Raw genomic sequence first — 14,388 nt, 5'->3', positions numbered from 1 at the left:
GACGCCAGTCAAACTAAAGATTATAAGCTTATTTCAGGCATTGAGGCTTATGCGCCTTCGAGGGTATGGTAAAAGCTGCCTCTTTTATATTATGAATTCAGGAGAAAAAGCGATGCGATTTGTACTGGCTATGCTTCTTGTTACCTTCGGGCTGAGCTTTCATGCTTCGGCGGAAGAAGCTCTCTCCCTTACCCCGCAAGAAACCTACGATCTGGTTCAAAAGCAGGGCGATCAAATGCTGTTTGTGGATGTTCGGGATCCGGTAGAGATCATGTTTATCGGCTTCACCGACACGGTAGATACGAATATCCCGTTCATGTTGGCTGAGCGCAATAAATTTCTTGCCGACAAGGGCCGGTTTGCCATGACCCCCAATCCGGATTTCGCGGCCAGTATTGAACAGGCCCTGAAAGATAAAGGGCTTAACAAGGATGCCCTGATTGTCACCATGTGCCGCTCTGGCTCAAGCCGTGGCAAGCCCAGTGCCGATTTTCTGCTGGAGCACGGTTTCACCAACGTGAAGTACATTGATCACGGCTTCCAGGGCAGCGGCTCGAAAGAGGGCAAGAAAGCCGGCATGAGAATCGTAAACGGCTGGCAGAACGATGGCCTTCCCTGGTCCATGAAGCTTAACCCGGAAAAAATATACCAGCCCTGACAACCGCTTTACGCAGGGCGCGGACGTTTCCTTAATCTGATAATAATACGGAGGGCGTCATGGCCAAGCTGATCACAGTTCACCAAAGCCGATACCTTTTGGTGAGTTTACTGGCAGCCCTGCTGATGCTTGCAGGTAACCCCGGCATGGCGGCGGTCGAGCGCGCCCCCGCCACGGCGGATCACAGCAAATTCAAATCCCTGAAAGGTCCGTTTGAAACCGCCAGCCAGGTGACGGAAGCCTGCCTGGAATGTCACACCGAAGCGGCGGGGCAAATCAAGGCTACTACCCACTGGACCTGGCTCTATCAACATGAAGAGACCGGGCAAACGCTGGGTAAAAACAAAGTTATCAACAGCTTTTGCGGTATGGCTGTTACCAATGAACCCCGTTGTACCTCCTGCCACGTAGGCTACGGCTGGAAAGACATGAACCAGCCACCGCCAGAAGCCGATTCGGCCGTGGATTGCCTAGTGTGCCACGATACCACCGGCGATTACTGGAAGTTCCCGACCCTCGCAGGCGACCCGACCTATGTGCCCCGGGAATGGCCCAAAGGCAGCGGCAAGATGGTTCAGCCGCCGGATCTGCCCGACATAGCCCAGAATGTAGGTGCTACTGGCCGCGCTAACTGCGGCAGCTGCCACTTCTACGGCGGCGGTGGCGACGGTGTTAAACACGGCGATCTCGACTCCTCACTGGTGTCGCCCGACCGTTCCCTCGACGTGCACATGTCGCCCGATGGCGGTAATTTCAGCTGTTCCGACTGTCATTCAACCTGGGGCCACAGTGTTTCCGGTAGCCGCTATCAGGTAAACGCCAAAGATACGTTAGGTATAGATATCCCCGGCCACACCGATCTCAGCCGCGCAAGCTGCGAATCCTGCCATGGTGGTGAGCCCCATGAAAAAGAAAAACTGAACGACCATGTAGACAAACTGGCTTGCCAGACCTGCCACGTGCCGGCGTTTGCCCGGGGCGGCGTTCCCACCAAGATGTGGTGGGACTGGTCTACCGCCGGCAAGCTCGACGAGAACAGCAAGCCCATCACCAAATATGATGAGTCTGGCCATGTGAGCTATCTGAGCGAGAAGGGTGATTTCCGCCACGGTGAGAATGTAGTGCCCTACTACGCCTGGTTTGATGGCACCGTGGAATACACTATGGTGGATGACCAGTTCGACATTGATAACCCGCCGTTGGAGATCAACCGGTTGGATGGTGAGCCAAATGACCCCGGCTCACGCATCTGGCCGTTCAAGCTGATGCGCGGCAAACAGCCTTTCGATACCGAACGCAAAACGCTGTTGGCCACTCACGTATTCGGTGCTGATGATTCGTCGCTGTGGAGCAACTACGACTGGCCTAAAGCACTCAAGTTTGCCAGTGAAGAGTCCGGTATGCCGTTCAGTGGTCAATTCGATTTTATCGAAACCAAGATGTACTGGCCCATTACCCACATGGTACCGCCCGCAGACCAGGCCTTGCGCTGTGGCTCGTGCCATGCCACAGAAAGCCGCCTGGCGGGTATCGGCGGCATCTACATGCCCGGGCATAGCGCCAACCCCTGGCTGGACCGCATAGGCTGGCTAATCGTGGTGCTGACACTTATCGGAGTGGTTATTCACGGGGTAATTCGCGTGGTCGTCAAAGGGAGGAAGCAATCATGAGCAAGGTGCTGATCTACAAACGCTTTGAGCGCTTCTGGCACTGGTTTCAGGCTCTGCTGATTTTCAGCTTGCTGATTACCGGCTTTGAAATTCACGGCAGTTATTCGCTGCTGGGCTTTGGTGACGCTACGCGGCTGCATACCATCGCAGCATGGTCACTGATCGTGCTCTGGCTGTTTGCTATTTTCTGGCACATCACCACCGGTGAGTGGCGTCAGTACGTGCCAACCCGGGACGGTCTGTTTGCCGTAATGCACTATTATCTGATTGGCACTTTTACCGGTGCCGAACACCCGTACCGCAAAACCACCAAGGCCAAACACAACCCGCTGCAGCGTCTGGCCTATCTGTTTTTCAAACTGGTGGTCTCACCCATCATCTGGGTGAGCGGTTTGCTGTATCTGTTCTACAACGACTGGCCTGCCGTGATTGCCGGGGCGCTAAGCCTTGAAACTGTGGCACTGGTCCATACAGCTGCGGCCTTTGCGATGCTGGTTTTCATTATCGCTCATGTGTATATGGCGACAATGGGCCATACCATCACCAGCCTGATCAAGCCCATGGTGACAGGCTACGAGGATCTGGACGAGCCTGCCAGAAAATCCTGATAATTCGAGTTTGTGCTACACACAAAAAAGCCGGCCCTGTAAAAGGAGCCGGCTTTTTCATATCTCAGAGTTGTATCAGAGAATCTCAGAAAGTGAAGGTACGCATTGCCGGATTCAGCATCTGGTCCGCCATTTCCGGAGGAGTAGCCACACCCACACCGTCAATCAGGTCGTTCTTGCTGTAATCGCTGTTAGGTAGATACAGCGCGCACACATTGGCCACACCGCCCTGCTTCATCAGGCCACGCAGCATCTGGCCGGGGGTCACATCCTTCGGCTTCAGAGCCGGTGCTTCATAGCTCTTCAAAGCCAGATCACCTGCCTTGTCACACAGCAGTACGTTCACTTTGGCACCCTGCTGAGCCATGGTATTCGAAAGAACCATCGCCATACCCTGAGTTTGCAGGGAATCGCTTGAAAGAATCACCAGTACTTCCTCAACCATTTTCTGATCTCCTGCCTGAGCGCTGATGGGGGCAACAGCAACGATGGCCGCTGCGATAAGTGCCTTGAGTGATTTGATCATTGTGAGGTGCTCCTTGTGTCGGTTAATCGTTGGTATGCAACAAGAGTAGGCCAGGCGCCCACAACGTTCAGTGACAAAGTCACCTTCAGTCAGATCTGAAACCGGTGAAATCGTCTTCAGATCCGCCATGCAGTGAACCGGCGGCTTTTATATTACTAATTTATATAACGATAGAACTCATTGTTTGATACGATTTGATGTATCTCAAGAGAAGATCACGCTTTCAAATAATGACAAGAGGTTTCAGGCATGAGTAACAGCGCAACAGAGCAGGATAAAAACAAACACCACACAGTCGTTATCGTAGGAGGCGGGGCCGCAGGCATTTCCGTTGCCTCCAGCCTTCATAAAAGAGACAGTTCGCTGGATATCGCAATTATCGAACCAGCACAAAAGCACCATTACCAGCCCGGCTGGACAATGGTCGGCGGTGGCATATTCAAACCGGAAATAACCTCAAAGCCCATGTCTTCGGTTATGCCCGGGTTCGTCTCCTGGTACAAACAATCTGTGTCTTCTGTTGATGAGGAAAATAACCGTGTCACGCTGGCGGATGGCTCCAGCATCGGCTATCAGGCGCTGGTACTGGCACCCGGGCTGGAACTGAACTGGAACGGTATTGATGGCCTGAAAGAAGCTCTGGGCTCAAACGGTGTTACATCCAACTACCAGGAAGGAATGGCCAGGTACACCTGGGAAACGGTACAGAACCTCAAAAGCGGCCGGGCCCTGTTTAGCCAGCCACCCATGCCCATCAAGTGCGCCGGGGCGCCTCAGAAGGCCATGTATCTGTCTTCGGATTATTGGCTCCGGAACAATGTCCTGAATAATCTGGACATTCAGTTTCACAATGCCGGCGCTGTACTTTTTGGCGTTCCCGATTACGTTCCGGCACTGGAGAGCTACATTGAGAAGTACGGCATCGGTCTTAACTACCAGAGCAATCTGGTATCAGTGAACGGCCCGTGTCGAAAGGCCATATTTCGTCGAACAGATGCGGACGGCAACACCGAAGATCGGGAAATCGGCTTTGATATGCTGCATGCCGTCCCGCCCCAGCGCGCCCCTGAATTTATCCGGAAATCCCCGTTGGCCAACGAAGGTGGCTGGCTGGATCTTGAAGACGACACTCTCTGCCACAAGCGCCACACCAACATCTTCGGCCTGGGGGACGTGAGTGGCACAGGCAACGCAAAAACCGCGGCAGCCGTGCGTAAACAAGCACCGGTTGTTGCCGAGAACCTGATCGCAAGCCTGCGCAACCAGCCGATGACAGCGGCTTACCTTGGCTACGGATCCTGCCCGCTGACCGTGGAGAACGGTCGTATTGTGCTGGCGGAATTTGGCTATGGCGGAGCGTTGCAGCCCACTTTTCCATCCTGGATAAACGATGGTACCAAAGCCACCAAAGCCGCCTGGTTTCTGAAAGCCAAGCAACTTCCTGCGCTGTACTGGCACGTAATGCTCAAAGGCCATGAGTGGCTTGCAAAGCCGGCGAGCCGCTCAATCTGACAACGCAACGCCGGAGCCCCTTCGGTATCAGTTTTTTCTTCGATTAATGGCCATAGCGCTCTGGCGCTATGGCCTCCCGCTGCTATTATCTTATATCAAGCCTCTTATAGCTGATGGCCTTCAGAGGTCTGCTGTTCTTCACGCTTTTGCGGTTCACTAAATGTCACAACCTGAAAAATCCCGATCTGTTAACATTTCATTCGCTGGTTTCATCAAGGATCCCGAATGAATGATACGGAAAGCGAAAAAAGACGACTCGCGGCGCTGATCCGGCTGGGTCTTCTCGACACGCCTCCTGAAGAACGTTTTGAAAGGCTTACACGCATAGCCCGGCAGCACTATCACGTAAAAGTTGCCTTGTTCACAGTGCTGGATCATGACCGCCAATGGTTCAAGTCGCGTCAGGGAATTGAGATAGCCGAAACACCCCGCTCCATAGCATTCTGCGATCATGCCATACGGCAGGATCAGATTTTTGTAGTGGAAGACGCCACCGAGGATCCGCGTTTTCGCAAAAATCCTCTCGTGATGGATAGTCCGCATATCCGTTTCTACGCGGGCATGCCCGTGCGTGAACCTGGTGGCTTCAAAATCGGCACCTTGTGCATCATTGATGACCAGCCGCGACAGTTCAGCGAAAAAGATCTGGAGGTACTTCGCACCCTGGCCACCATGGTGGAAGAGGAGCTTGAGCGCTCATACATCGAGTCTGACAAGAGTGAGTATGTGCCGGTTTCCCACCTCAACCGGGCCATTCACCATGCCCAGAATGTTTTTCTCACCAGCGACAACGAACGTTCAGCATTTGGCCCAATGCTCAGTGATCTGCTCGCCCTCACGGGAAGCCAGTTCGGGTTTATCGGAGAAGTTTTGCATGAGAGTAACGGCACTCCTTTTCTGAGAGTCGGCGCCATTACCAACATCGCATGGAGCCCGGAAACCCAGGCTCTGTACCAGGAAGTTGAGCGCCGAGGCATGATTTTCGACCGCCTGGACAACATTCTGGGGCAACCCATGGTGACCGGCGAAATCATGATCTCCAATAATCTGTCCCAGGACCCTCGACGGGGTGGTTTGCCCGCAGGGCACCCGCCTATTCATACCTATATCGGTATCCCTGTATTTTCCGGCAATACACATCTGGGATTGATTGGTCTGGCTAACCGGGCTGAGGGTTACACCCAGAAGCTTGCAGACGAGCTGGCGCCGCTGTCACAAACCCTCGGCAACCTGATCGAGCGCAAGCGGTTGTATGAGGAGCAAAGGTCCCATAAACAGGATCTTGAGCTGGCCACTAATTTCGATGCGTTGACCGGCCTGCCCAATCGCCATCGGCTCACCGAACTGTTCGAACAGGAGCTCTACGAAGCCGGCCAGAGAAAGGGCCTGGTGTCTGTATGCTTCATTGATCTGGACGGTTTCAAAGCCATCAACGACGAGCATGGACATTCGGTAGGTGATGCGGTTCTTAAGTCCGTGGCCGCAAAACTCCAGGCTGCCGTGCGCACCCATGACATAGTGGCCCGCCTGGGCGGTGACGAGTTTGTTGCTATCCTGCGGGATGTCGCCGATGAACGGGTATATGCACGCTTGCTGGATGCCATCCGGCAACCTATCAACTTCCGGCATCACGTGCTTCAGATTTCTGGCAGCATGGGTATCACTGTGTACCCGGACGATGACTCGGATACTGACTTGCTGCTTCGCCATGCAGATCAGGCCATGTATGCCGCCAAGGAAGTCGGCAAGAACTGCTTCAAGGTATTTGACCTGCAGTCGCATTCGTCTCGTAAGGAGCGGATCAGGGTGCTGGACCAGATTGGCAATGCTCTGCGCAACGAAGAGCTTGAATTATACTATCAGCCCAAAATCTGCTTTCGTAATGGTTCAGTGAACGGTTTTGAAGCCCTGATACGCTGGAACCACCCGGACGAGGGCGTTCTCGGGCCCGCACATTTCCTGGAGCATATCGAATACACAGAGCATGCACGCACCCTGGGGAACTTTGTGATCCGGGAAGCCGTAAAGCAACTGATAGAATTTGCGCGACAGGATCTGCCTTACACTCTGAGCGTCAATCTGAGCCCTTCGCACTTCCTGAGCCAGCAGTTTGGAGACGATTTAGCCGAGGCGCTGAAAAACTGCCCCAGGGAATTGCGGGCACACCTTATTCTGGAAATTCTTGAAACCACAGCGATGGACGATACTGAAACCGTTCTGAAAAATCTCAGAGCCTGCCGCGAGCTCGGTGTAGATATTTCTCTGGACGACTTCGGAACCGGGTACTCGTCGCTGGATTATTTCCGGCGACTGCCGGCTCAAGAGATCAAAATTGACCGCTCGTTCGTAATGGATATGCTGGAAGACGCGGACGACAGTATGATTGTCAGTGCCATCGTCAGTCTCTCGAAAAGTTTCAAACGACGGCTGGTCGCTGAAGGTATTGAAAGCGCAGAGGTTGAGCGCAAGCTGATTGAGCTTGGCTGTGATATAGGCCAGGGCTTTTTCTACAGCAAGCCTGTGCCACTTCCGGAAGCCCTGCACTGGGCAGCGAATTTCCGGTGGGACAACCGGTTGGTAGAATAGGGCAACGTCATAACACAAACCGCGCAGGTACACTGCGCGAAACAGGAGAATTGAGCATGATTGGATACGTCACCATTGGTGTCAGCGATATGGAAAGAGCCAAGAAGTTCTACTCAGAGCTTCTGGGCGGTATGGGCGCAAAGCTTCTGCTCGACATGGGCCGCATTGCGTTTATTGGTGAAAGCATGAAGGGGCCGATGCTGGCAGTTTGCACACCGTTCGACGGCTCGCCAAACCATCCCGGCAACGGCAATATGCTCGCTTTTTGGCCAGGCTCCAAAGAAGCAGTTGATACCTACTACAAAAAGGCGCTTGAGCTGGGTGCGACCTGTGATGGCGAGCCTGGGCAACGCATTCCTGACCAGTTCTACGGTGCCTACGTGAAAGACCAGGACGGCAACAAAGTGGCGTTCTACCACTTCGGTTAATTCTGCTCCGTTTCTGATCGGGGCCGCTTTACTCTGCGGCCCCGGTTGCAAACCACCATCGCGGCAACAATCCCCCAATCTGCGGCTGCATAAAGCGGTCGTCTATCAGCCAGATCACCCCCCGGTCATCCGGCGTGCGAATCACCCTCCCGGCGGCCTGGGCCACTTTTTGCAAACCCGGAATCAGGTAGGTGTAGTCATAGCCGGCACCAAAGCGGCGCTGCAGGCGATGTCTGAGAATCTCGTGCCAGGCATCAAAAGGCGGTAAGCCCAGAGTGGCGACAAAGGCACCGATCAACTGATCACCCGGCAAATCAATTCCTTCACTGAACACACCACCCAGAACGGCAAAGGCCACGCTACCGGATTCTTCGCGGAACCCCGCGAGAAACTCCTTGCGCTGCTGTGGGCTCATTCCCGGATGCTGGGATCGCTGAGGCACATCAGGATCATGGCCAGACAATGCTTCGCTAACCTCATTCAGATATTTAAAGCTGCTGAAGAACGCCAGATAGTGCCCGGGGCGCTCCCGATACTGCTTGGCAACCAGCGTAGCGATGGGCAATACCGACGCCTCGCGATGGGCTTGGCGGGTGCTGATCTTTGGTGTGAAATGCACCTGTAACTGGTCGGCACTGAAGGGGCTGGGTAGCGAAATAAACCGGCTGCCCTCCGGCAAGCCCAGCAAATCCCGGTAATACACACCAGGGCTCAGGGTTGCGGAAAACAGCAATACCGAGGCAGCTGCCTGAAAGCGGTCGCGCAGGAAATCCGCCGGCACCAGGTTCTGGATGCTCAGGCTGGCGCGGCCCCGGCCTTCACGACGAAACTCGCACAGGGAATGGTCGCCAAAGGAGTCTGCAAGCTTCATAAAGGCAACGGATTCAAACAGCAGCTCCTGCAGCGCCAGATCCGGTGGATTGTCTGCGAGGTAATCCGAGAGGCCGGATACCAGTCCTTGCAGGCTGCCGGTGAGTGCAGCGGGCAGGTTATCGAGAAACACCGGCTTGTCACCCGTCTCAGATTGATCACGGATAACACCCTGCCAGGCACGGGCGGTGCGATCCAGATGCGGTTTCAAGGTCTTGGGTGCGGTTTTGCGAACTTTCAGCAATCGCTGCTGATCCAGCTGCACCGAATACATACCCCGGCCGCGATCCACCAGATTGTGGGCTTCATCCACGAGAACGGCGGTTTTCCAGCTGTTCTGTCGGGTGAGACCGTGGAGCAGAGCAGATTGATCAAACATCCGGTTCACATCGCCGATGATCACGTCGCACCAACGCGCCATTTCCTGGGCCAGAAAATACGGGCAGATGTCGTGGCCGAGAGCGATCTTTGCCAGCATCTCCTGCGTGAGCGTTGCGCCCGCCTGGGCGGCTTCGGCGCGGGCGTCTGGCAACCGATCAAAGAATCCTTTTGCCAGTGGACAGGAATCGCCATGGCAGGCTTTGTCCGGATGCTCACAAGCATCTGATTTGGCCACCAGTTCCAGAGTACGGAGGGGCCAGATGTGCGGCTCATCCTGCGCTGCCCGCAAACGGTCTACCGCGTCCATGGCGAGTTGCCGGGCCGTGTTACGGCAGGTGAGATAGGCCAGCCGGTCGTGTTTGGCAGTTGGCATAGCCATAAGTGCAGGGAACAGGGTGCCCAGAGTTTTACCCAGGCCCGTGGGTGCTTCCAGCAGCAAGGTTCCACCTTTAACGGCGTTTTTATAGACGGTTTCGGCAAGCTGGCGCTGGCGAGGCCGAAACCGGGCAAACGGAAAACGCAGGCCTGCCAGACGAATATCCCGCTGTTCACGATGGTGGGCTTCCTGCTCTGCCCATAATCGGTAACGCCCGCAAAGGGCTTCCAGTTCCTGCCATAACTCACCGGCGGTCGCAGTGTCAGTGACCGGCGTTTCCCGGTTGTTGCCAATATTGAAATACACCAGCGACAGCTTCAGGGTTTTGCGGTTTTCCTGTCTGCAAAGCAGGGCGCCATAGGCTCTTAGCTGGGCCCGGTGCAAAGCCCGCTGATGCGGCCGGATTCGGGAGACATCGCCACGGTGGGTTTTGATTTCTTCCAACAGGCCAGAGTGGGGGTTATAAATATCAGCCCGGCCATATAACTCTAATCCCATGCATTCACCGGTAAGTGAATACTCGCTTTTATAGCCGTATCCGCGCTTGCCCTGAATGGCCTGGTGGCCGGCGATACCTTCTTCCGCACTGGGCGCAGGGGTGTAGCGAAAGTCCAGATCGCCCTCCCGGGCAGCAAACTCGCAAAGGGTTCTGACCGCAACCTTCACGATGTGGCTCCGCTGTCCTGCCAGCGCAGATAACACACGCTGGCGGCAATGCCCCGGCGGGCAAAAAAGTGCAGCCAACGGATTTGATGATCCTGGAGCCGGTCGCCCGGGCCTTTTACTTCGATCATTTCGTAACGGGGCTTATTGTCTGCGATCTCCGAGTAAAATCTTATAAGATCAGGGAAACCACTGCGATGTTCGCGAATATTCAATAGAAGCCGCTCAAAGAGAACACCAAGATCTGCAGCAGGTATGCAGTCCAGCGCCAGAATCAGAAGCTCTTCGCTCAGCGCTGGCCAGGTTACAAAAGGATTTGTAATGCCCTGTTTGGCGGCGTAGGTATCCAGAATTATCTTGCGGTAGCTGCCATCCGCCAGCGCCGCAAAGCACTGATCAAACGCAGCTTTCCTGCGGCTGACAAAATCTTCCCGCACCAGATCCGCTGGGCCTGTGTGGAAAGGATGAAAAAAAGCACCGGGTATGGCTTTGAAAATGGCGTGCCAGCACAGCAAACCGAACAGACCGTTGATAAGCGTGTTTTCCACATAGAGCACCGGTGCCCCGGGCGTGGAGAGGTGATCCCGAACCACCATCTCAACTGAGCCAACGGTCTGTGGCAGAGTCAGCGTGAACTCGCGGATTTCCGGGTTCTCCGGTGCCGCCGGAACTGGCTCGTCCACTTTTTTTGCCAGTCGTTTTACGATGCGCGACAGGCCCTGAGCTTCGGCATCACTTAACTCTTCACCCTCCCATTGCGCGGCGATGTCCCAGGCTTCTGCAAAGCGCTTCATCCGTTCCAGCAGCCGCAGCTGTTTCAGCCGCGCCTCTCTGTGACCGCTTGCTGCCAGCGCCTGCAATGCCAGTTCACGCTCACCCTGACGTTCCGCCTGCCGCCCCAGCTCCAGCAACAGGCGATCCCGGCGGCTGATCAGCCAGGGGTTGTCCGTGGCTGCCGGTATATCTGCCCAGACTTCAGCGGCGGTTACTCCTCCATCGAGGTTTTCGCGGCAGTTATGCATGGCCAGATAGGTATCCACCTCGCTACGCTGAGAAAAAGCCCGTGCTTCAGGGGTAAACTCAACTTGTTCGTACCGATGGTGACCCAGCTCAACCAGCACAAAATCCGACCAGCTCTGGCGCAGATTACCGAAGAACATCAGGCGAATGCGATCGAATAGCGCCATCTGATTGACCCTTACTACCGGGGCCATCGCTTGATCAAACCAGTCCGCCAGGTTGTGAGCATCGATGAAGGTGCCCTGCAAAGCTTCATACATGCGGGCTTTGGGAAGGTTTTTGGCTAATCCCACCTGCGCAAGAACCGGCGCAAACGCGGGGCGCAGTTCGGCCAGGGTGAACAGGCGGAAGAGTTCATCCAACGTCAACAGCGGGTCCGCATCCAGCCAGCCAACTGCAATCAGCTCATCCAGTGCGACGGTTTCCGGGCTTCCCAGTTCCGGGTAACTCAGCTTGTCCGCGCGAAACACATCCCCGGTGCGCATGATCATACGGGTTAGCAATGCTCGGGCGGGGCGGCTTAACTCAAAAAACGCCTTCAACCTTTGCCGTTCCGACTCCAGCAGCAGATCCGAGTGGTGGTTAGACACCCACGCGACCACTGTTTCCATGTTTTCCAGGTAGTACAAGGGATTTTCAAGATCCGCGGCGGCAGGTCGAGTGTCCCAGCTTTTCGGCTTGATGTTGAACGCCCTCCAGAATGGGCTCACTGATACGCGATGGAAAATCGCAGGGTAACAAGGCCTCCACTTTACTGATAACAGCTTGCACCTGCCCTGCAATCTCGCCAAGCAGTTCGCTCGTCCTCTCGCTGGAAAAACCAACCTGTTGAGCGGTAGTTATGAAATGCCTTGGCTCAATGCGATCCCAATGATAGTGGCGATTGCGACCTTTTACAGACATGGCCATTTTAGCTTTTTGCGGTGCCAGGCTTCCTTGCGCCATGAGCGGATAAGCTGAGATCACATCGTAGAGAGGTGTCATGCGGTAGGCTGAACCAGGCTCAATGAACAGGCTGAAATTTTTGGCATGACCATCAATCGCCGCAAGCAGCCAAAACACTATCTGTGCCTTGAAGAAGATTTCGCGATCCCTGTTAGCTTCCTGTGAGCCAAGAAGAAGCTTCATGCCATCACGAATGCCCGGCCCACCATCGCTCTCATATTTGATCGCAGGCGCCACACCGAGCGCCTGGCAAAGGTCTTCCTGAGGCAATCGCATTAACCATTCGGAATCCTTTGACCAGCGCCGATCAAAGCGCTCGACAATCAGAACCTTTTGTTGACCGAACTGGCCAAGCTCAGCGTTAGCGGCCGGCAGCCCAAATGCTTTCAGGAGTTGCAGGCAGAGCCATTCATTCTCGCCACTTTCCCGAAGATCTATGTTGCTATGGTCGAGAAAGCCGATAGCACACTCACCACTCTTCGCTCCAGCCGTTTACCGAATCCGGTGCACCACGCTCCACCACACGCAACTCAAGATCGAGAGCAGAGAGGAGCTTGAACAGGGTCTCGATTCGGCTTTTGTCCGGATGGTTCTCGAAACTCGAAACAGTGGCCTGCTTCACACCGACTTTGGCTGCTGTAGCCTGCTGGCTGAGATTTTGCTGGTGCCTGGCATTTTTTATGGCCGTTGAGAGTGCTTCGGGCGATGTGACTTTCATACCTATACCCATTAGAGGATTAATTCTTTTTATCCCCTAAAGGGAATAAAGTCAACACTAACCCCCAAAAGGTATAAAGCCTTGATCGGTTGACCCAAGCCGTCTGCAACAACGTAATCACCACTCATATCTACAGGAGAAGCTCATGACCGCCCCCATACTGATTACCGGCGCAGGCCAGCGCATCGGACTGGCTTTCGCCCAGGCCTGTCTCGAACAGGGTCAGCCCATCATCGTTACCTACCGCACCCATCGGCCAGCGGTCGAAGCACTGCAAAAAGCCGGGGCGCTGTGTATCCAGGCGGATTTTGCCACGAATGAGGGCATTGATGCGTTTATAGACACCCTCAAAACAAAGACTGACAGATTGCGGGCGATCATTCACAACGCTTCGGACTGGCTACCCGAAAGCGACGACTCTGATCCGGCCGATGTAATGAGTGCGATGATGCAGATTCATGCCATGGCCCCTTACCGGATTAATCTCGCCTGCCGGGCAATGCTGGAGCATGGAGATTCAACCACCGACATTATCCACATGACTGACTACGTGGTTGAAAAGGGCAGTGCGAAACACATCGCTTATGCCGCCAGTAAGGCCGCTCTCGCCAACCTCACCTTGTCGTTTTCACGATTGCTGGCTCCCCGGGTCAAGGTCAACAGCCTGGCGCCGTCGCTGATCATGTTTAACGAGGGTGATAGCGACGCCTATCGGAAAAAAACCCTGAAAAAGTCATTGATGGGGCTCGAGCCGGGGGTAGAAGTAGCCGTACAAACTCTGCAGTTTATCCTGAACAATCCCTACATTACCGGCAGAACCATACCTCTGGATGGTGGGCGCCACCTGATTTGATGGCGCCGTTTAACGAATTCAAATACCGGGTTCAGCCGGCTGCAGGCGAACGCCGGCAATTTTCCACACGTCTTCAGTCAGCACCATCCGGTAGTAGACATCCCATCGCTCGCCCTCCGGCCCTTTGAGTTTCACCATCTGGATCTGAAACCCGTCGTGGGGCACCCGGTCGGAGAACTCGATCGCAGTGGCATTGTGTACCGCCGGATACGCCAATCGCACCATATCCAGAAAAACCTCTGATGACCCGAAACGGCGCTGAATACTCTCCGACGCCAGCGCCCAGGCTTGCTCAGGGTCGTTGTTGGCAAACGCCTCGATCTGGCGAAGAATGGTGTCTTGAATCCCCGCGTCTTTATCCGTGTTACTGGCAAGGGACCGGGACGTCCAGATACTGACAACGGCCATAACAACAAGTAGAAACGGGATGATACGCTTTCCGAAATTGACAGGTTGGTGGCCCATGGCGACACCTCTTTATTGAACATCTTTTAATCAATACGGCTAAGGCAAGTCTCCGGATCCTCCGGCTGTGCACAATGCTTTCCGATAGTCAGACGTTTCAGACGGTCCG

Annotated in this window: 13 protein-coding genes; 7 read left to right on the top strand and 6 right to left on the bottom strand. The window is 54.8% G+C overall.

What is annotated here, in order from left to right:
* The first annotated feature begins 112 nt into the window (after positions 1-112).
* The 3 genes from ACN0RL_RS10530 to ACN0RL_RS10520 are packed head-to-tail and all read left to right on the top strand — an operon-like array spanning position 113 to position 2,936.
* Positions 113-658, top strand: coding sequence for a rhodanese-like domain-containing protein (locus ACN0RL_RS10530; protein WP_417516463.1), 546 nt, complete (start codon positions 113-115; stop codon positions 656-658).
* 59 nt (positions 659-717) lie between these two features.
* Positions 718-2,328, top strand: a complete 1,611-nt coding sequence (locus tag ACN0RL_RS10525) for a tetrathionate reductase family octaheme c-type cytochrome (protein ID WP_417516461.1) — start codon at positions 718-720, stop codon at positions 2,326-2,328.
* Complete coding sequence (locus ACN0RL_RS10520; RefSeq protein ID WP_417516459.1) at positions 2,325-2,936, top strand: cytochrome b/b6 domain-containing protein; 612 nt, start codon at positions 2,325-2,327, stop codon at positions 2,934-2,936. Before ACN0RL_RS10525 ends, ACN0RL_RS10520 begins: the two co-directional genes overlap by 4 nt.
* Before the next feature lie 85 nt (positions 2,937-3,021).
* On the opposite strand, the gene ACN0RL_RS10515 is transcribed toward ACN0RL_RS10520, so the two are convergent.
* Positions 3,022-3,591 (bottom strand): hypothetical protein, encoded by a 570-nt coding sequence (locus ACN0RL_RS10515; protein WP_417516457.1) that lies wholly within the window; start codon positions 3,589-3,591, stop codon positions 3,022-3,024.
* 120 nt (positions 3,592-3,711) lie between these two features.
* Between ACN0RL_RS10515 and ACN0RL_RS10510 the strand changes: the two genes are divergently transcribed.
* The 3 genes from ACN0RL_RS10510 to ACN0RL_RS10500 all read left to right on the top strand — a co-directional run bounded on the left by ACN0RL_RS10510 (position 3,712) and on the right by ACN0RL_RS10500 (position 7,988).
* Positions 3,712-4,974 (top strand): FAD-dependent oxidoreductase, encoded by a 1,263-nt coding sequence (locus tag ACN0RL_RS10510; protein WP_417516455.1) that lies wholly within the window; start codon positions 3,712-3,714, stop codon positions 4,972-4,974.
* Between the two features lie 225 nt (positions 4,975-5,199).
* Complete coding sequence (locus ACN0RL_RS10505) at positions 5,200-7,560, top strand: EAL domain-containing protein (RefSeq protein ID WP_417516453.1); 2,361 nt, start codon at positions 5,200-5,202, stop codon at positions 7,558-7,560.
* A gap of 56 nt (positions 7,561-7,616) precedes the next feature.
* Positions 7,617-7,988, top strand: coding sequence for a VOC family protein (locus ACN0RL_RS10500; protein WP_417516451.1), 372 nt, complete (start codon positions 7,617-7,619; stop codon positions 7,986-7,988).
* Between the two features lie 28 nt (positions 7,989-8,016).
* Here ACN0RL_RS10500 and ACN0RL_RS10495 read toward each other — a convergent pair whose 3' ends face one another.
* The 4 genes from ACN0RL_RS10495 to ACN0RL_RS10480 all read right to left on the bottom strand — a co-directional run bounded on the left by ACN0RL_RS10495 (position 8,017) and on the right by ACN0RL_RS10480 (position 12,961).
* On the bottom strand, positions 8,017-10,281 hold the full coding sequence (locus tag ACN0RL_RS10495) for a helicase C-terminal domain-containing protein (RefSeq protein ID WP_417516449.1): 2,265 nt from the start codon (positions 10,279-10,281) through the stop codon (positions 8,017-8,019).
* Positions 10,278-11,981 carry a VRR-NUC domain-containing protein gene (locus tag ACN0RL_RS10490; protein WP_417516532.1) on the bottom strand — a complete coding sequence of 568 codons (1,704 nt, stop codon included), beginning with the start codon at positions 11,979-11,981 and terminating at the stop codon, positions 10,278-10,280. Before ACN0RL_RS10490 ends, ACN0RL_RS10495 begins: the two co-directional genes overlap by 4 nt.
* Positions 11,935-12,618, bottom strand: coding sequence for a HipA domain-containing protein (locus tag ACN0RL_RS10485; protein WP_417516530.1), 684 nt, complete (start codon positions 12,616-12,618; stop codon positions 11,935-11,937). Before ACN0RL_RS10485 ends, ACN0RL_RS10490 begins: the two co-directional genes overlap by 47 nt.
* A gap of 94 nt (positions 12,619-12,712) precedes the next feature.
* Positions 12,713-12,961 (bottom strand): helix-turn-helix domain-containing protein, encoded by a 249-nt coding sequence (locus tag ACN0RL_RS10480; protein WP_417516447.1) that lies wholly within the window; start codon positions 12,959-12,961, stop codon positions 12,713-12,715.
* A gap of 145 nt (positions 12,962-13,106) precedes the next feature.
* On the opposite strand from ACN0RL_RS10480, the gene folM reads away from it, so the two are divergent.
* On the top strand, positions 13,107-13,814 hold the full coding sequence (gene folM, locus ACN0RL_RS10475) for a dihydromonapterin reductase (RefSeq protein WP_417516445.1): 708 nt from the start codon (positions 13,107-13,109) through the stop codon (positions 13,812-13,814).
* An 18-nt stretch (positions 13,815-13,832) separates the two neighbouring features.
* Here folM and ACN0RL_RS10470 read toward each other — a convergent pair whose 3' ends face one another.
* Positions 13,833-14,279 carry a DUF4864 domain-containing protein gene (locus ACN0RL_RS10470; RefSeq protein WP_417516443.1) on the bottom strand — a complete coding sequence of 149 codons (447 nt, stop codon included), beginning with the start codon at positions 14,277-14,279 and terminating at the stop codon, positions 13,833-13,835.
* Positions 14,280-14,388 lie beyond the last annotated feature (109 nt).

Origin of the sequence: Marinobacter sp. (assembly GCF_048259445.1) — a bacterium.
Lineage (GTDB): Bacteria > Pseudomonadota > Gammaproteobacteria > Pseudomonadales > Oleiphilaceae > Marinobacter.
Note: the sequence above shows the minus strand (reverse complement) of the source record. Positions and strands in the feature narration are given on the sequence as shown.